The sequence below is a fragment of the Azospirillum ramasamyi genome (assembly GCF_003233655.1).
Classification (GTDB): Bacteria; Pseudomonadota; Alphaproteobacteria; order Azospirillales; family Azospirillaceae; genus Azospirillum; species Azospirillum ramasamyi.
Genome location: NZ_CP029832.1, coordinates 142906 through 160408, shown reverse-complemented (window position 1 = coordinate 160408; position 17503 = coordinate 142906). Strand labels below are relative to the sequence as shown.

At 67.5% G+C, this 17503-nt stretch carries 13 protein-coding genes and 1 pseudogene; 6 read left to right on the top strand and 8 right to left on the bottom strand.

Annotated features, from left to right (window positions below; genetic code table 11):
- Nucleotides 1–285 precede the first annotated feature (285 nt).
- Together DM194_RS28255 and DM194_RS20125 are read right to left on the bottom strand one after the other, a co-directional pair.
- Nucleotides 286–462, bottom strand: coding sequence for a small membrane protein YohP (locus DM194_RS28255; protein ID WP_162630127.1), 177 nt, complete (start codon nucleotides 460–462; stop codon nucleotides 286–288).
- Nucleotides 463–534: 72 nt separating this feature from the next.
- Nucleotides 535–1395, bottom strand: a complete 861-nt coding sequence (locus DM194_RS20125; protein ID WP_111069358.1) for a DMT family transporter — start codon at nucleotides 1393–1395, stop codon at nucleotides 535–537.
- 146 nt (nucleotides 1396–1541) lie between these two features.
- On the opposite strand from DM194_RS20125, the gene DM194_RS20120 reads away from it, so the two are divergent.
- Complete coding sequence (locus DM194_RS20120; RefSeq protein ID WP_111069357.1) at nucleotides 1542–2936, top strand: aminotransferase-like domain-containing protein; 1395 nt, start codon at nucleotides 1542–1544, stop codon at nucleotides 2934–2936.
- Between the two features lie 93 nt (nucleotides 2937–3029).
- On the opposite strand, the gene DM194_RS20115 is transcribed toward DM194_RS20120, so the two are convergent.
- The 4 genes and pseudogenes from DM194_RS20115 to DM194_RS20100 all read right to left on the bottom strand — a co-directional run bounded on the left by DM194_RS20115 (nucleotide 3030) and on the right by DM194_RS20100 (nucleotide 8875).
- Nucleotides 3030–6620, bottom strand: a complete 3591-nt coding sequence (locus DM194_RS20115; RefSeq protein ID WP_111069356.1) for a molybdopterin cofactor-binding domain-containing protein — start codon at nucleotides 6618–6620, stop codon at nucleotides 3030–3032.
- Nucleotides 6621–6669: 49 nt separating this feature from the next.
- Nucleotides 6670–7140, bottom strand: a pseudogene (locus DM194_RS20110) ((2Fe-2S)-binding protein); the annotation flags it as partial.
- Between the two features lie 80 nt (nucleotides 7141–7220).
- Entirely contained in the window at nucleotides 7221–7691 is a 471-nt protein-coding gene (locus DM194_RS20105) for a MarR family winged helix-turn-helix transcriptional regulator (RefSeq protein WP_111069720.1), read from the bottom strand.
- Nucleotides 7692–7825: 134 nt separating this feature from the next.
- Nucleotides 7826–8875, bottom strand: a complete 1050-nt coding sequence (locus DM194_RS20100; RefSeq protein WP_111069354.1) for a 2,5-dihydroxypyridine 5,6-dioxygenase — start codon at nucleotides 8873–8875, stop codon at nucleotides 7826–7828.
- A 468-nt stretch (nucleotides 8876–9343) separates the two neighbouring features.
- Here DM194_RS20100 and DM194_RS20095 point away from each other — a divergent pair, with 468 nt between their 5' ends.
- From DM194_RS20095 to DM194_RS20075, 5 genes are all read left to right on the top strand, one after another.
- Nucleotides 9344–10492 carry an FAD-dependent monooxygenase gene (locus tag DM194_RS20095; RefSeq protein WP_111069353.1) on the top strand — a complete coding sequence of 383 codons (1149 nt, stop codon included), beginning with the start codon at nucleotides 9344–9346 and terminating at the stop codon, nucleotides 10490–10492.
- Nucleotides 10489–11316 (top strand): alpha/beta fold hydrolase, encoded by an 828-nt coding sequence (locus DM194_RS20090; RefSeq protein ID WP_111069352.1) that lies wholly within the window; start codon nucleotides 10489–10491, stop codon nucleotides 11314–11316. The genes DM194_RS20095 and DM194_RS20090 overlap by 4 nt, the downstream gene beginning before the upstream one ends.
- 17 nt (nucleotides 11317–11333) lie before the next feature.
- Nucleotides 11334–12086, top strand: coding sequence for a maleate cis-trans isomerase family protein (locus tag DM194_RS20085; RefSeq protein WP_111069351.1), 753 nt, complete (start codon nucleotides 11334–11336; stop codon nucleotides 12084–12086).
- A gap of 12 nt (nucleotides 12087–12098) precedes the next feature.
- Entirely contained in the window at nucleotides 12099–12740 is a 642-nt protein-coding gene (locus DM194_RS20080) for an N-carbamoylsarcosine amidohydrolase (RefSeq protein WP_111069350.1), read from the top strand.
- Nucleotides 12741–12879: 139 nt separating this feature from the next.
- Nucleotides 12880–14205, top strand: coding sequence for an MFS transporter (locus tag DM194_RS20075; RefSeq protein WP_111069349.1), 1326 nt, complete (start codon nucleotides 12880–12882; stop codon nucleotides 14203–14205).
- Between the two features lie 126 nt (nucleotides 14206–14331).
- On the opposite strand, the gene DM194_RS20070 is transcribed toward DM194_RS20075, so the two are convergent.
- Entirely contained in the window at nucleotides 14332–15978 is a 1647-nt protein-coding gene (locus tag DM194_RS20070) for an ATP-binding protein (RefSeq protein WP_111069348.1), read from the bottom strand.
- A gap of 9 nt (nucleotides 15979–15987) precedes the next feature.
- On the bottom strand, nucleotides 15988–17481 hold the full coding sequence (locus tag DM194_RS20065; protein WP_111069719.1) for an ATPase domain-containing protein: 1494 nt from the start codon (nucleotides 17479–17481) through the stop codon (nucleotides 15988–15990).
- Between the last annotated feature and the right edge of the window lie 22 nt (nucleotides 17482–17503).

Sequence of the window (17503 nt, the reverse complement as noted above, 5' to 3'; positions counted from 1 at the left end):
CTTTCATTATCATAGGACAAGTTTACAGCCTGTTCCCATGATTTTGTCTGATCATCGGCTTAAATCATAGACCGAAGATCATATGCCGGTTCGTCTTATGGGCCGGTCCATAAGTTCGTATACTCCCATTGCGCCGCATGGCTGACCGGAAGCGGCGGGGGAGAGGCAAAGGTTGAGCTTGGGGAGGGGGCGACATCCCGACCTGCGACGAATTGATCCGCCGCATGGTCGCGGAGTGCCGGACCCACCTGCGCCGTGCGCAGGCAATGACGAGGGAAGTGGCGGTCAGAAGATCAGCTTGAGGATGCCGGTGACGACCAGCAGGCCGATGATGAAGATGATCAGAATGACCCAGCCTAGGATCTTGAGCATGGCGTCGGTTCCCGTGTGGCTTCGCTCGCTGCGTGACGCTTCCGCTCCGCGGTGGCGCCACGCCCATGCTTGGATCAACCGGCCAGCCACGCTTCGGTTCCCGTGGGAGGCGTATGACGCCAGTCGATGACCCGCCGCAATAGGTGCCGGGCTGCTTGCCGTTCAGGCGAATTTCCTGGCGCCTGCGACGCACAGCACCACCAGCCCGGTCACCGCGATCATGGTCCAGGCGACCGGCTCGTGCAGCAGCAACCCCGCCAGCGCGAGGCCGAGAAGGGGCTGAAGCAGCTGCAGTTGCCCCACGCCTGCGATGCCGCCGAGCGCCAGCCCGCGATACCAGAAGACGAACCCCACCAGCATGCTGAAGACCGAAACGTAACCGAGCCCGATCCAGGCCGGCGCACCGACACCGGTCCAGTCGTCCGGCATCGTCAGGATCGCTGCCGCCACCATGGCCGGCGATGCCAGCACCAGCGCCCAGGAAATGACCTGCCAGCCGCCCAGCCGCCGGGACAGGACGGCACCCTCGGCATATCCGAGCCCGCAGAGCAGAATCGCCGCGACCATCAGCAGGCCGCCGGCAAGCGAGGCGCCGCCACCTTGGGCCAGGGCGAAGCCGGCGACGGCGAATCCGCCGAGCGTCGAGAACAGCCAGAAGGCGGGTTTCGGCCGCTCTCTCGACCGCAGTACGCCGAACAATGCGGTGGCGAGCGGCAGCAGCCCGATGAACACGATCGACTGCGCCGAGGTGATCCGTTGAAGCGCCAGCGCCGTCAGCAGGGGAAAGCCGACAACGACCCCGAGCGCCACCACCGCCAGCGGGCGCAGGTCGCTGCGCGCGGGGCGTGTCTGCCGTAGGATCGAAAGCAGGGCGACCGCCAGCACGGCCGCGATCACCGCCCGAGCCGAGGTCAGGAACAGCGGCGGGAAGCCCGCCACCGCGACGCGCGTCGCCGGCAACGACCCGCTGAAGATGACCACGCCCATCATCCCGCTGCCCCATCCCGCCGAACCCCACCGCATCCTCGACCCCTTTTGGCTTTCGTATGCGATGATCCTAGCGTCATGCTCCCTGGCCAAGACAGTGACGGTCCCATACAATTCCGCCGAGCTGTACTGATGACGGAAGCCATACAGATGGGGACGGAGCCGATGGCGGCGGGTGCAGAATGAGCAGCCGGACAGGCACGCGGACAGGCGAGGTGATGGACGCGATCCGCCGCAGGATGGCAAGCCGCACGCTGACACCGGGTGAAAGGCTGCCCTCGATCCGCAGCTTCGCCGCCACCATGGGCGTGTCGCCATCGACGGTGGTGGAGGCTTACGACCGGCTCGCTGCGGAAGGTGTGATCCGCTCGCGCCCCGGCTCGGGCTTCTACGTGTCCGGCGCCATGCCGCCGCTCGCCCTGAGCGAGGTCGAGCCCCGGCTGGACCGGACCATTGATCCGTTCTGGGTGTCGCGCCAGTCGCTCGATGCGGCGGCGGGAATTCCGAAGCCGGGATGCGGCTGGCTGCCGGCCGGCTGGATGCCCAACGCGGCGATCCGCCGGGCGATCCGCCGTCTCGCGGCCGCCGACGACGCCGTGCTGGCGGATTATGGCGGCACGCGCGGTTCGCTGTCCCTGCGCCGTCTGCTTGCCCGCCAGTTCGCGGACGAAGGGATATCGGCGGGCGCCGATCAAATCCTACTGACCGGTTCAGGAACCCAGGCCATCGACCTGATCTGCCGCTTTCTGTTGCGTCCCGGCGACGCGGTGCTCGTCGACGATCCCTGCTACTTCAATTTTCAGGCGCTGCTGCGCGCCCATCAGGCCCGGATCGTCGGTGTTCCCTATACGAGGCAGGGACCTGACGTGCCCCTGTTCACCGAAGCCCTGACGGTGCACCGGCCAAGGCTCTACATCACCAACTCGGCGCTCCACAACCCGACCGGCGCGACGATGTCGCCGCAAACCGCCCACAAGCTGCTCGCCGCCGCCGCCGCTCATGACCTCACCATCGTCGAGGACGACATCTTCGCCGGTTTCGAGCATGAACCGTCGCCGCGGCTGGCCGTCCTCGACGGGTTGGCGCAGGTCATCCGCATCGGCAGCTTTTCCAAGACGCTGTCCGCCTCGATCCGCTGCGGCTACATCGCGGCCCGGCCGGACTGGGTGGAGGCGCTGGTCGATCTGCAGGTCGCGACCAGTTTCGGCGGTCCCAGTCCCGTTGCCGCCGAACTCGTCCTGGCGGCTTTGAGCGACGGCAGCTATCGCAAGCATCTCGACGCCCTTCGCCGGCGGCTGGCGCGGAGCCGCCGCGAGGTTGCGGCCAGACTGGACGCGCTCGGCCTGCAGCCATGGCTGATGCCGCGCGGCGGATTCTATCTGTGGTGCAGCCTGCCCGACGGCCGGAACGCCGCCGGCGTCGCCCGGGCAGCCTTGCGCGAAAATGTGGTTCTCGCTCCCGGAGACGTCTTCAGCGTGTCCCGATCGGCTTCGGCGTTCCTGCGCTTCAACGTCGCCCAGATGGAGGATCCGCGGGTGTTCGACGTGCTGGCGCGCGCGATGAAGGACGGCGGATAGGCCTGCGGACGCTCCACCCTTCCGCCGGCTCGGCCGCCCATCCCCTACGCTATGCGACATCGCATGGACCGGCGGTGCTTCACCGATGCCCGATCAGTGCGTTCCCGGATTGGCCCGCGCCTTGGCCACCACAGTCGCAATGTCCGCCCAGGCCGGTTTGTCGGGTGCGAAACGGCCGCGCAGATATGCCATCAGGTCCGCCACCTGCTTGTCGGACAGGCTGTCGCGGAAGGCCGGCATATAGCCGAGGTCGCGGGTCGCCGGGTTCTGGATGCCGTGCAGGATGACGCGGGCCAGATTGTCCGGGCTGTCGCTGTGGACGTTGCTGTTCACCGCCATGGAGGGGCTGACGCCGAACAGCGTCGGTCCGTTGCCGTCGCTGTGGCAGGCCTGGCAGGCGCCGTTGAAGATGCGCTCTCCATTGGCGGAGCTGGCGGGGGTGGGGGATGCCGTGGCCGCGGGCGCTTCGACCGCATCGCCACCAAGCGAGGCGAGATAGACCGCCATCGCCCGCACATCGGCTTCCGGCACGGTGGACAGCTCGTGCACCACGGCGGCCATCGGGCCGGCGGCGACGCCATGGCGCGGGGAGAAGCCGGTGCGCAGGTAGGTGAACAGGTCGTCCTCCGTCCAGGGCTTCGGCGCCTTGGACAGCGCGGTCAGGGCCGGCGCCTCCCAGCCGTCGACGGTGCCGCCGGCCAGGAAGGATTCGCCCAGCTTCTCCGCCCCCAGCGCGTTGCGCGGGCTGTGGCAGGCGGCGCAGTGTCCGAGCCCGTTGACCAGATAGTTGCCGCGGTTCCACTCCGCGCTCTTCTGCGGATCGGGCCGGTAGGTCTCGCGGTTGAGGAACAGCGTGTTCCAGCCCGCCATCATCGGGCGCAGGTTGAAGGGGAAGCGCATGGTGTTGGCCGGCGTCTCGGCGCGCACCGGCTGCTGCGTCATCATGTAGGCGTAGAGCGCCTGCATGTCGTCGTCGGTCATGTTGCGGAAGGCGGTGTACGGGAAGGCCGGGTAGAGATGCCGGCCGTCGCGGCTGATCCCCTCGCGCATCGCCCGGTCGAAGGCGGCGAAGGACCAGCGCCCGATCCCGCTGTCCGGGTCCGGCGTGATGTTGGTGCTGAAGACGGTGCCGAACGGCGTCTCGAACGGCCGGCCGCCGGCATTGGTGGCGCCGTTCTCCGCCGTGTGGCAGACCGCGCAGTCGCCGAGCGCCGCCAGCTGCCGCCCGCGTTCGATGGTGGCCGACGACCACAGCCCGGCGGACGGCGGCGAGACGGGAGCGATCTCGGCGCGGAAGGGCAGGGCGCTGCTCGCCATGCCGATCATCACCCCGCATAAGCCGGTCAGCGAAGCGCCGAGCCATGCCTTCCACCCGCGCTTGCGCGGCTTGGCGGCTTCCGGCGGCGCGGGCGGGACCGGCTCGGAGGGGCCGTTCAGCGCCTCGCGCACCCGTTCCGCGGTGATCGGCAATTCGCGGAAGCGGATGCCGGTGGCGTCGAAGATGGCGTTGGCGATGGCCGCCGCGCTGGGGACGGAGGCGGATTCCCCGGATCCCAACGGCGGCTCGGTCTCGCGCGGCATCATCACCACGTCGATGTCCGGCACCTCGGGGAAGGTCATGATCGGGTAGCCGCCCCATTCCTTGGCGGCGACGACCGAGTCCTCGAACTCCACCTGTTCCTTCAGCACCCGGCTGGTCGACTGGATGACGTTGCCGTGGATCTGGTGGCGCACGCCGTCGGGGTTGATCATCTGCCCGGCGTCATGGCCGACGACCACGCGGGTCACCGCGATCTCGCCGGTCTTGCGGTCCACCGCCACGTCGGCCACCCAGGCCGCCCAGGCGGCGCCGAAGCCGGGGAACTTGCTGTGGATGTAGCGGGCATAGGCGAAGCCGCGGCCGCGCAGCACGTCGCCCTCCGGCGGGGTCTGCTGCGGGGCGGTGCGCGGCTGCCAGCCGGCGCGGCCGGCGACGGCGCGGATCAGGTCGGCGGCGCGTTCGTCGTCGCGCAGGTGGCGCAGGCGGAACTCCACCGGATCGACCCCGGCGGCGAAGGCCAATTCGTCGATGTAACTGTCATGGGCGAAGCTGTTGGGCATCGCCGACACCCCGCGCATCCAGGAGGCGCGGACGATGGGGGCCATGTCGTTGATGACGACCCGCATGTTCTCGTAATCGTAAGGCGGAATGGAGGTGCGGTCGCCCATCTCGAACACGGCGGCCACCGGATCGACCCGCCCGGTCAGCAGCAGCGCCAGCGTCGGCGCGCCGTTCGACGGGTAGCTGGTGGCGAAGTCGTAGGCGACGATGCCGCCATTGGCGTCGATCCCGCCATCGACCTCCATCAGCTGGGCGGTGCCCTTCGGCTCCCACAGATGCTCCTGCTCGCGGGTCAGCTGGACGCGCACCGGACGGCCGACCGCCTGCGACAGCAGAAGCGCATCCGCCGCCACGTCGTCGGCGCAGTTGCGGCCATAGCAGCCGGCCGCCTCCATCCGCACCACGTCGATCCGTTCCTCCGGCCATTCCAGCAGCCAGGCGAGGTCGGCGCGCAGCAGATGCGGATTCTGGGTGCCGGACCAGACGGTCGCGCGGTCCGCCTTGCAGTCGGCCACCGCGCAGGACGGCCCGATGGAGCCGTGCATCTGGTAGGGCCAGACATAGGTGCGCGTCATCCGCTGGTCGGCGGCGGCGAGCGCGGCATCGACGTCGCCCTTGTCCAGCACCTTGCGCGGCGTGCTGGGATTCTCGCGCAGGGCCTGGGCGAGGTTCGACAGGTCCGGCAGCTTGCGGGTCCAGGGTCTCCAGGTGATCTTCAGCTCGCGCGCCGCCTTGATCGCCTGTTCCTCGCGTTCCGCCACCACGCCGACGAAGTCGCGCAGCACCACCACCTTGACGACGCCGGGAATGTGGGCGATGGAGCCCTCGTCGACGCTTTCCAGGCTGTTGCCGACGAATTCGCCGCTGTCGATGCCGGCATAGGGGGGGCGGACCACCCGGCCATGCAGCATCCCCGGCAGCCGCAGGTCGTGGACGTAGGAGAATTCGCCGGTCGCCTTGGCCGGGATGTCGACGCGCGGCGCGGCCTTGCCGACCAGCTTGTACTGCTCCCGCGGCTTCAGCGGGGCCTTTCCGCTGATGCGCAGCTCCACCCGCTCGCCCCGCACCAGTTCGCCGTAGGAGACGCGGCGGTTGCCGATTCCACCGGTTTCCGGGGCGATCACCACCCCCTCTTCGACCCGCAGCTCGCCCGCCGGCACGCCGAACAGGGCGGCGGCGCGGTCCAGCAGGTAGCGGCGCGCCTCCGCCGCGGCGTTGCGCAGCGGCACGGCGGAGATCTGGATGGTGGCGCTGGCGATGGTGGCGCCCTGGTTCGGCGTCCGGCCGGTGTCGCCCAGCACCATGCGCAGCTGGTCCATCCGCAGGTCCAGCTCCTCCGCGACGATCTGGGTCAGCGCCGTCTGGATGCCGGTGCCGAGATCGACATGGCCGTTGAAGGCGAAGACCTGTCCATCCTCGCGCACCGCCAGGAACAGCGCGGTTTCCGGCGGCTTGGGCGTCGCGGTCGCCCCCTTGGCGACCGGGCCGGAGGGCGGCTGGATCTCGTCAACGATCAGCAGGACGCCGTTCGCCGCCATCAGCTCCGCACAGGTCGGCGTCGGCTGGGACTGCAATTCGGTCATCGGGCCGGGCGTGGTGCCGGTCGCTGGGTTGATCGTCATGTTGTGCTCCGGGGGAGGAGAGAAGCCGCGCGGCCCGCATGACGGCGCGCAGGATTTCGACATGGGTGCCGCAGCGGCACAGGTTGCCGGACAGGGCGCGTCGCACCTCGTCCATCGTCGGGTCCGGGTTGCGGTCGAGAAGGGCCTTGGCGGTCATGATCATGCCGTTCATGCAATAGCCGCACTGGGCCGCCTGTTCCTCGATGAAGGCCTGCTGGACCGGGTGGGGGGCGCTGCTGCTGCCCAGCCCTTCCAGCGTCACCACCTCGCGCCCTTCCGCCCCGGCCAGCGGGATCACGCAGGACCGTGCGGCGACGCCGTCGAGGATGACGGTGCAGGCCCCGCATTCGCCGAGCCCGCAGCCGTATTTCGGCCCGTTCAGGGCCAGGTCGTTGCGCAGGATGTAGAGCAGCGGCGTGTCGGCCATCGCCGTCACCGAGACGGCGCGGCCATTCACCCGCAGCGCGATGGTATTTTCCATAAGGCGTCCGTCCGGTGCGATAGGTTCCGCATTCCCGCTGCAAAGCGGGGTGGAATGGCCTGAATGCCGACCTGCGGGGGTTACTCCTCCCCGTCCTGCGCGATCATCTTCTGCAGGACGTGGGTGACCGCCAGCCGCTCCGCCGGGTTCAGCTGTCCCATCGTCAGCTCGCTGATCCGCTTGGCGCAGGGCACCATGTCCGCCAGCAGCTGCCGTCCCTCGTCGGTCAGGCAGTTGATGACCTTGCGCCGGTCCTGCGCGTCGGAGGTCTGGCGGATCAGTCCACGAGCCTTCAGCCGGTCGACGATGCCGCGGATCGTCGCCTGATCGATGGCGGTGGACTTCACCAGCTCGATCAGCGAACTCGGCCCGTTGTCGCGGATGGCGCAGAGCGTGACGAACTGCACCGAGGTCAGCTGCGGGTCGCAGGCGTTGCGCTGGAAGATGGCGAGGTGCCGCTGATAGGCCCGCCGCAGCAGATGGCCGATCTGGTCGGAGAAGACGTAATCGGCTTCACCGGAGCCAGTTCCGGGCGGCAGGTCTTGGGTCATCGAGAACAACATGCGGTGGACCGGGTGTGTGGCGAACGATAGCAGCGGCGGCGGGGGCAGGGAAGGGCGGCGGGCTTCCGGATCGCCCCTCATGCCGCCCCTCATGCCCATCATGCCGCCCATCATGCCGCCCATCATGCCCTGGACGCCTCCGGCGCCACCACGTCGCCGGCCAGCACCACCGGTTCGCCGTCCAGCAGGATGTCGCAGCCGCGCAGGGGAATGTCCATGTGGCAGGGGGTCTTGCGGCTGCCGCCGACCTCGGTGTTCGGGCCGGTGGAGAACAGGAAGTTGCCGTAGAAGGCGCGGGCGTCCATGCACATGCCGTCGTTCTTGTCGTGCAGGCCCATCGCCGTCCATTGCGCCCGCGGCTGCAGGCCCCAGCCGATATGCGAGATGCCGTAGACCTCCGGATCCTTGAAGTAGGCCATGTAGTCGCGCAGGTATTCCGCCTCGAACCCGCCATGGATGCGGCGGATGAAGCCCTCCTCGATCTCCAGCGTAACCTTTTCCCGGACATAGGTCTTGAAGGGCAGCAGGATGTCGCCGACGTCGAGCACCAGCGTGCCTTCGGCGCTGCCCTCGTCCGGCCAGGAGAACAGGAAGCCGCTCGGCCAATGGTCCCAGCGGCCGGGCTCGTCGGCGAAACCGTATTCCGTCACTGTCGGATACTGGCCGAGCGTCGCGCGGAAATCGCTGCCGGCCTTGGAGGTGACGGCGATGGAGTGGGCGCGCTTCAGCCGTTCCGCCGCGGCGTTGACGCGGATCTTGTCCTCCTCCGTCGGCATGATGCGGGCCAGAACCTCCGGCGGCTCGACCGCCAGCAGGATGCGGGTGCCGGTCTTCAGGATCTGCTCCTGCTCCGGCGAATGCAGCAGCATCATGGTGTCGACGATCATGTCGGCCGCCTCCAGCGCGCGCTGGGCGGCGAGGTTTCCGGTCAGCGGCGTGTCGCCGCAATACGCGGTCATGTCCATGCCCATGGCGCGCGGGTGGTTGAAGGCCGGCAGTTCGACCCCGTAGACGTTCGCGCCGAGGCGCTGGGCCGCGTCCATGGCGGCGCGCACGATGCGCGGGTTGGAATAGTCGCTTTTCAGCACAGCGACGCTCTGGGTCTTGTCCACCTTGGACAGGGTCAGAACCCGTTCGAACATCTGCGTCAGTTCGCGATCGCTCACCGGCATCTCATCTCTCCCAACCTTGGTGGCCGCAGCCGCTGAATGCGCGATCCGGGCCGTGTTTCCGGGTGGCCATCCGCCCGTCATTGCGGGGGCAGATCAGGCCATATAGAGCGTATAGGCTTTATTCGATCATGAACAATAAGGGGATAAACCCTTTGGCGGGGCTGCGCCATTCTGAACAACAAATAGGCATCAATGATAAAAAATAAGGCTCTATAAGGCTATTTCGCAGCCACTCAGTGCCGCGAACGGCCTTGGCGGCTCCAAAAATCCTGAGTAACCTTGTATGACGAATTGTGTTGCATGGCAAGCTAAAACAGCGTACACGCTTCATATCGAGTTCAATGCGACGGTCGACGGCCGGAGCCCGGGCAAGAAGCCCCCGGACGCTCCTCCCGCCCCCTCGCATCCGGTCGCGAGCCCTTCGGCGGCGCCGACCGAACACCCCCACGTCAGCAAAGGGCCATACCCATGGGAAAGACTCAGAGAATCGCCATTGTCGGGGCCGGTCTGGGTGGAGCCGCCGCCGCCGGGCTCCTGCAGCAGGCCGGGTTCCAGGTGGATGTCTACGAACAGGCCCCTGAATTCTCCCGGCTGGGCGCGGGGATTCACGTCGGTCCCAACGTGATGAAGGTGTTCCGCCGGCTGGGCATCGAAAAGCCGCTTGAGGCGATGGGGTCCAAGCCCGACTTCTGGTTCAGCCGCGACGGCTTCACAGGCGATTACCTGTCGCGCATCCCGCTGGGCGACTTCGCCAAGCGCGAATACGGCGCCGCCTACGTCACCGTCCACCGCGGCGACATGCACCTGCTGCAGATGGACACGCTGGCCCCCGGCTCCGTCCATTTCGACAAGCGGCTGCAGACGATCACCGACAGCGGCGACGACGTGCATCTGACCTTCGCCGACGGGACCGAGGCGCGCGCCGACATCGTCATCGGTGCCGACGGCATCAACTCCCGCATCCGCGAGGCCCTGCTGGGCGTCGAGGCGCCGAACTACAGCGGCTGGGTCGCGCACCGCGCGCTGATCCGCGGCGACCAGCTCGCCAAGTACGACCTGACCTTCGAGGACTGCATCAAGTGGTGGACCGAGGACCGTCACATGATGGTCTATTTCACCACCGGGAAGCGCGACGAATACTACTACGTCACCGGCGTGCCGCACCCGGCCTGGGACTTCCAGGAGGCCTTCGTCGACAGCAGCCGCGAGGAGATGTACGAGGCCTTCCAGGGCTATCATCCGACCGTCCAGGCGCTGATCGAGTGCACGGAGGAGGTCACCAAATGGCCGCTGCGCAACCGCAACCCGCTGCCGCTGTGGAGCCGTGGACGGCTGGTCCTGCTGGGCGACGCCTGCCATCCGATGAAGCCGCACATGGCCCAGGGCGCCGGCATGGCGATCGAGGACGCGGCGATGCTGACCCGCTGCCTGTCCGAGACCGGCCTGAGCGACTACCGCACCGCCTTCGCGCTGTACGAGGCCAACCGCAAGGACCGCGCGACGCGGGTGCAGGCGGTGTCCAACGCCAACACCTTCCTGCGCACGCAGGAGGATCCGGCCTGGGTCTTCGGCTACGACGTCTATGAGCAGCCGCTGCGCGAAGGGATCGCGGCATGAGCGCCTCGACCTTCCTCTACGGCGCCAACGTCCAGGCCAACGGCATCCGCCAGCACTACCTGCGCTATGGCGGGGAGCGGCATGCGGAACGCCCGGCCATCGTGCTGATCCCCGGCATCACCAGCCCGGCCGTCACCTGGGGCTTCGTCGCCGAACGCTTCGGCCGGCAGTTCGACACCTATGTGCTGGACGTGCGCGGGCGCGGATTGTCCGAAAGCGGTCCGCATCTGGATTACGGCATCGACGCCTGCGCCGACGACGTGAACGCCTTCGTCGCCGCGCTGGGCCTGACCGATTACATCCTGGTCGGCCATTCCATGGGCGCGCGCTTCGCCATCCGCGCCTCGGTGCGCGGCGATGCCAGGGGGCTGCGCCAGCTTGTGCTGGTCGATCCGCCGGTTTCCGGCCCCGGCCGCCGGCCTTATCCCAGCGGCCTGCCCTGGTACGTCGATTCGATCCGCCAGTCGCTGAAGGGCATGGACGCCGACGCCATGCGCGCCTTCTGCCCGACCTGGACGGAGGAGCAGCTGCGCCTGCGCGCCGAATGGCTGCACACCTGCTACGAGCCGGCCATCGTCCAGACCTATGAAGGCTTCCACCAGGACGACATCCACGCCGACCTGCCGAAGCTGCCGGCCCCGGCCCTGCTGATCGTCGCCGGCCGCGGCGGCGTGATCCTGCCGGAGGACGAGGAGGAGATCGCCCGCCTCCAGCCGGCCGTCCGCATCGCCCGCGTCCCCGATGCCGGGCACATGATCCCCTGGGATGACCTCGACGGCTTCTTCGCCGCCTTCGGCGACAGCCTCGGCACCCATCTCGCCTGATCGATAGGAACCAATCCATGTCTTCGCTGTACCGCATCGGCCAGATCGTCCCCAGCTCCAACATCACCATGGAAACGGAAATCCCGGCCATGCTGACCGCGCGCCAGGCGATCCGCCCGGAACGCTTCACCTTCCATTCCGCCCGCATGCGGATGAAGACGGTCAAGAAGGACGAGCTGGCGGCGATGGACGCCGAATCCGACCGCTGCGCCGTCGAGCTGTCGGACGCCCGCGTCGATGTGCTGGGCTATGCCTGCCTCGTCGCCATCATGTCGATGGGCCTCGGCTACCACCGCGATTCCGAGGCGCGCCTCGCCCGCAAGACGCTGGAGAACGACGCGCCGGCCCCGGTCGTCACCAGCGCCGGCGCCCTGGTGGACGGGCTGAAGGTGATGGGCGCCAAGCGCATCGCCATCGTCGCCCCCTACATGCGCCCGCTGACCGAGCTGGTGGTGGACTACATCCGCGCCGAAGGCTTCGAGGTGCAGGACTGGCGCGCGCTGGAGATCCCGGACAATCTCGACGTCGCCCGCCACGACCCCAACAACCTGCCGGACATCGTGCGCGGCATGAACCTGGACGGCGTGGACGTGGTGGTCCTGTCCGCCTGCGTTCAGATGCCGTCGCTGCCGGTGGTGCCGCGGGTGGAGGCCGAGACCGGCAAGCCGGTGCTGACCGCCGCCATCGCCACGACCTACGCCATGCTGAAGTCGTTGAAGCTGGAGCCGGTCGTTCCCGGCGCCGGCGCCCTGCTGTCCGGCGCGTACTGAGGAGCAAGCCCCATGACCGACGGGCAGAGCGCATCCGACAACTACAAGGGCGTCTGGGGCAACCGGATCGGCTTCGGCGAGCGGCCGGCCCTGCTGGTGATCGACTTCATGCAGGGCTACACCACCGAAGGCGCGCCGCTCTACGCCCCCGGCGTGGTGAGCGCGGTGGCGGAGACGGTGGAGCTGCTGGACGCCGCCCGCCGCTCCGGCATCCCGGTCGTCCACACCAACATCCGCTATCATCCCGGCCATTTCGCCGATGGCGGCGTCTGGGTGCGCAAGGCCCCGGTGATGAAGGACATGGTGGAGGGCAACCCGCTCGCCGCCTTCTGCCCGGAGGTCACGCCGCGGGCGGAGGAGGTGGTTATCTCCAAGCAGTATGCCAGCGCCTTCTTCGGCACCAGCCTCGCGCCGATGCTGCATGCCATGGGGGTGGACACGGTGGTGCTGACCGGCTGCTCGACCAGCGGCTGCATCCGCGCCAGCGCCGTCGATGCGCTCCAGCACGGCTTCCGCACCATCGTGGTGCGCGAATGCGTCGGCGACCGCCACGACGGCCCGCACGAGGCCAACCTGTTCGACATCGACAGCAAATACGGCGATGTGGTGAGCAAGCGGGAGGTAATCGACCGCTTCGCTGAAAAGGCCGACTGAAAAAAGGCGGCCGTTGATATCAGGACCAATAAGAAGAAGAAAACTGGGGCCAACACCCGGCGCCGCAACCGAGACAGGCGGCGCCGGCATGCAAGACGGGACGGGTTCACAACGCGATCAGCGTAAGGAGACAGACGACATGTCCTATGCCCAGACGACAACAGCGAATGCGGAGCTTGGCGCAGCGCAGTCCGTCGATGCGGACCAGCTCTACAAGAAGATCACCTGGCGCCTCATTCCCTTCCTCTGTTTCTGCTATCTGGCGGCCTATCTCGACCGTATCAACATCGGCTTCGCCAAGCTGCAGATGATGGGCGACCTGCAGTTCAGCGAGGCCGCTTACGGTCTGGGCGCCGGCCTGTTCTTCGTCGGCTACATCCTGTTCGAGGTGCCGAGCAACCTCGTGCTGACCAAGGTCGGCGCGCGGCTGTGGATCGCCCGCATCATGATCACCTGGGGCCTGCTGTCGGCCGCCACCATGCTGGTCACCACGCCGACGCAGTTCTACATCGTCCGTTTCCTGCTCGGCGCCGCCGAGGCCGGCTTCCTGCCCGGCGTGCTCTATTACCTGACGCTGTGGTTCCCCACCTACCGCCGCGGCCGCATCATGGCGCTGTTCGTCATCGGCCTGCCGCTGTCCAGCGTGATCGGCGGTCCGCTGTCGGGCTGGATCATGAGCTATTTCGACAATTTCTACGGCCTGCGCGGCTGGCAGTGGCTGTTCCTGCTGGAGGCGCTGCCCAGCGTCTTCCTGGGCTTCCTGACCTTCAAGGCCCTGCCCAATTCCTACAAGGACGCCAAGTGGCTGTCGGGCGACGAGAAGGCCCGGTTGGCCGCCGACCTGCATGGCGACGATGCCGATGCCAAGAATGTCGGCCACAGCTTCAAGGAAGGGCTTCTGAACCTGAAGGTCTGGATGCTGGGCGGCATCGACTTCGCGATCCTGCTGACCGCCTACGCCATCGGCTTCTGGCTGCCCACCTTCATCCGCAACACCGGCGTGGTCGACACGTTCCATATCGGCCTGCTGACGATGATCCCCAACATCGTCGCGGTTGTCGGCATCCTGCTGATCGGCGCCAGTTCCGACCGGATGCGCGAGCGCCGCTGGCACATCATCATCCCCTTCCTGGCCGCTTCGGCCGCCATGGCGACCAGCACCTTCTTCGCCGACAACCTCATCGCCACCGTGGCGCTGTTCACCGTCGCGTCGGTCGGCGTGCTGGGTCCGCTTCCTGCCTATTTCAGCCTGCCGGCGACCTTCCTGAAGGGCACGGCGGCGGCCACCGGCTTCGCCATGGCGATCTCGCTCGCCAGCATCGCCGGTCTGGTCAGCAACTCGCTGATCGGCCTGGTCATCGACCTGACCGGCAGCAGCGGCGCTGCCTTGTGGTTCTTCTCCGGCTGTCTCATCATCGGCGCCCTGCTGGTCTATGCTCTTCCGCCCAAGGTGGTGAACCGCTGACCGTCACCAGGGTTCAGGCGTAACGGTTCACAAGCCTCCGGGATCATGCGGCGTCGCATGATCCCGGAGGCATTCCATTGCCCGAAGGTAGGGCAGGGGAGGGGGAAACACCCGTATCCCGGGACGTCACATCGGCACCTCGGCCAGCATGACCGCCAGGCACTCGGCGATCTGGTTGGGGGAAAAAGGTTTGCGCAACAGGCGCACGGACTCCGCGAATTCCGGCGTATCGGCATAGCCCGTCACGATCAGTGCCGGAATCCCGGGGCGCAGCTGCCGGACGTGCCGCACCACGGCTGCTCCGTTCATGCCGGGCATGGCGAAGTCGGTGACCAGGGCATCGACCTCCGAGCCATCGCGAAGAACCTCCAGCGCCTCCTCTCCGCTGCCGGCCTCGATGACCCGGTGGCCGAGGGTCTCCAACACGGCCATCGTCCCCATCCGCACGATCGCGTCGTCCTCCACCAGCAGGATGGTGCGCCCGGCGGCGCGGTCGATCCTGGCGACGGGGCGGTCGGCCGGTGTTGCGGGGGCGCCGGAGACGCTCGGCAGATACAGCGTGATCGCGGTGCCGAGCCCGGGCGTGCTCTCGATGCGGACGCCGCCGCCCGATTGCTTGGCCATGCCGTGGACCATCGACAGCCCGAGGCCGGACCCCTTGTCGATCGGCTTGGTGGTGAAGAATGGCTCGAAAACGTGCGGCAGCACCGAGGGATCGATGCCGGCGCCGGTATCCTTGACCCGGATCGCCACGAAAGTGCCGTCCAGCAGATCGGCCGGCCTGTCGGCATCCCCGCCTGCATCGCCGCTGCCGCCGACCTCCGCCGTGAAGGCGGTCACGGAAAGGCACCCTCCGGCCGGCATCGCGTCGCGCGCGTTGATGACGAGGTTCAGGATGGCGGATTCCAGCTGCGCCCGGTCGATCAGCGCCGCCGGAAGATCCGACGGCACCTGGATCGTCACCGTGATCTGGCCGCCCAGCGTGCGTTCCAGAAGGGAGCTCATGCCGGAAAGCAGTTCCCCCAGATCGGTGGGTTCGGGCATCAACGCCTGTCGCCGCGCGAAGGACAGCAGGGACTGTGTCAGCCGCGCTCCCCGCTCGATGGAGCTGTTCGCCGCGTCGAACAGCTGGCGGGGCACGCCGTCGGGCACCGTGGCCTCGAGAACGGCGAGGCAGCTGACGATGCCCTGGAGCAGGTTGTTGAAGTCATGCGCCACGCCGCCGGTCAGCTGCCCGAGCGCTTCCATCTTCTGGGCCTGATGCAGCGCCAGCTCCGTGCGCCGGCGGTCCGCCATCTCGGTCTGCAATTCCCGCGTCCGGTCCGCGACCCGCTCCTCCAGGCGGTTGGTCGCCTGGGTGATCTCTTCCAGATAGCAGCGCGTCCGGTGCTGGCGCGCCCGGCTGCGCAGCGCGGCCAATGCGGCGCTCTGCAGCGTCTCGCGGTGCAGCGGCCGGTCCAGCAGCGTGACGTTGCCGAGCGACTGGAAGAACGCTTGCCGGCCCATCCCGCCGCGACGGCTTCGGCGGGAGGTCAGGACGACGATCGGCAGGTCCGACCATGGCGGCTGGTCCTCCAGCCAGACGGCCAGAGGCTCCACGTCGGTCAGCGCGCTTTCGGAGAGCACCAGCGCCGTGGTCGCATCGCCCAGATTCCGGTGGAGCGCCGCCATATCGGCACAGGGCTGCGCTTCCAGCCCACTCTCGCCGAGGACTGAGGCGATCACCTCGGCGTCCCGCCCTTCGGGTGCCAGGATCAGGAATGACGTGCGCATCGGCGTCGGTCATCCACTCTCGACCGAGCTGCCGAGCAGCGGGTCCGCCGCACCCCGATATTCGGGCACTCCGGTCAGCACGCCGCGGAAATCCATCAGCTGCGGCCCCACCTGCATGCCGTCGGGGAACAGGCGGAATTCGCGGATCGACAGTTCGTGGACGCCGGTGCGCTTCTTGACCACGGAAATGGCCTTGCGCACCTCGCCTTCCGCTTCGAAGAACCGCAACAGGACCACGCTGTCGCTCATGAAGGACAGGTCGACCGGATTCTGCACGTCGCCGATGATCCCCTGCTGGGCCAGGATCAGGATGGTCACCACGCCCTTGTTGTTCAGGTAGGTCAGCAATTCGTGCATCTGGAGGGCGAGCGCCTGCTCCTCGGGCATGGTGCTGAGATAGGAGTTCAGGCTGTCGATCACCACGATGCGCGCATTGCGGTCCTCGACCTCGCGGCGCACCTGCCAGACGAACTCGCCGGGCGACAGCCGGGACGGGTTTGCCCGCCGCCAGCCCACGCGCTTCTGGTCCACCGCTTCGGCGATGTCGATCCCCAGCGCGATGCTGCGCAGGGCCAGCGTCTTGAAGGTTTCGTCGAAGGAGAAATAGGCGGCATATTCGCCGCGTTTGACCGCGGCCGTGACATATTGCAGGGCGATCGACGATTTTCCGACTCCCGACGGCCCGACGAGCATCGTCGTCGTTCCGTGCGTCAGGCCGCCCCCCATCAACTGGTCCAGGGCCGACAGGCCGCTTTCCATGGTGGCCGCATCGAAGTCGCTCCGGTGCTCTTCGGCGATCAGGCCGGGGAAGACCAGCACATTCTCCCTGGTGATGGCGAAATCGTGCCAACCGCTCTGGTACTCGGCGCCGCGCATCTTCGCGATGCGCAGCCGGCGCCGCGCCGCGCCATAGGAGCGTTCGATCTGTTCCAGCACGATCACGCTGTGCATCAGGCTGTGCAACTCGGTCGTGCTGTACTGCTGGGTCATGTCGTCGAGGATCAGGGTGGTGCAGCGGCGGCCCTGCAGGAACTGCTTGAGCGCCAGGATTTGCCGGCGGTAGCTGAGCTGGTCCTGCGTGAGCAGCCGAAGCTCGGATACGGTGTCGATCACCACCAGTTCGGGGTTTTCCTCCTCGATGCGGTCGATGATCAGGCTGACCGTCTCGCCGAGTTCGACCTCCGACGGATAGAGCACGCTCTGCTGCCGGCCCAACTGGGCTTCGACGGGCACGATGTCGAACACGGCAATGCCGTCCAGGGTCCAGCCATGGCTGAGGGCGGTCGCCTCCAGTTCCTTCACATTTTCCGACAGTGTGATGTAGAGGCCTTTCCGGCCTTCCTCGCGGGCCTGGATCAGAAGCTGCAGGGCAATGGTCGTCTTCCCTGTTCCGGGCGCACCTTCCAGAAGATGTATTCGGCCCCGCGGCAGTCCTCCCCGCAAAATCAAATCCAGCTCGGGAATTCCGGTCTGCACTTTTTCCATCGGGATCGTCTCAGGCACGAACGGCTCCTTCACTTCCACA

Excerpts from the sequence above, each read along its gene's own strand:
- DM194_RS20125 (WP_111069358.1), bottom strand. The coding sequence starts at position 1,395 with ATGCGGTGGGGTTCGGCGGGATGGGGCAGCGGGATGATGGGCGTGGTC.
- DM194_RS20120 (WP_111069357.1), top strand. The coding sequence starts at position 1,542 with ATGAGCAGCCGGACAGGCACGCGGACAGGCGAGGTGATGGACGCGATC.
- DM194_RS20115 (WP_111069356.1), bottom strand. The coding sequence starts at position 6,620 with ATGACCGAATTGCAGTCCCAGCCGACGCCGACCTGTGCGGAGCTGATG.
- DM194_RS20105 (WP_111069720.1), bottom strand. The coding sequence starts at position 7,691 with ATGACCCAAGACCTGCCGCCCGGAACTGGCTCCGGTGAAGCCGATTAC.
- DM194_RS20100 (WP_111069354.1), bottom strand. The coding sequence starts at position 8,875 with ATGCCGGTGAGCGATCGCGAACTGACGCAGATGTTCGAACGGGTTCTG.
- DM194_RS20095 (WP_111069353.1), top strand. The coding sequence starts at position 9,344 with ATGGGAAAGACTCAGAGAATCGCCATTGTCGGGGCCGGTCTGGGTGGA.
- DM194_RS20090 (WP_111069352.1), top strand. The coding sequence starts at position 10,489 with ATGAGCGCCTCGACCTTCCTCTACGGCGCCAACGTCCAGGCCAACGGC.
- DM194_RS20085 (WP_111069351.1), top strand. The coding sequence starts at position 11,334 with ATGTCTTCGCTGTACCGCATCGGCCAGATCGTCCCCAGCTCCAACATC.
- DM194_RS20080 (WP_111069350.1), top strand. The coding sequence starts at position 12,099 with ATGACCGACGGGCAGAGCGCATCCGACAACTACAAGGGCGTCTGGGGC.
- DM194_RS20075 (WP_111069349.1), top strand. The coding sequence starts at position 12,880 with ATGTCCTATGCCCAGACGACAACAGCGAATGCGGAGCTTGGCGCAGCG.
- DM194_RS20070 (WP_111069348.1), bottom strand. The coding sequence starts at position 15,978 with ATGCGCACGTCATTCCTGATCCTGGCACCCGAAGGGCGGGACGCCGAG.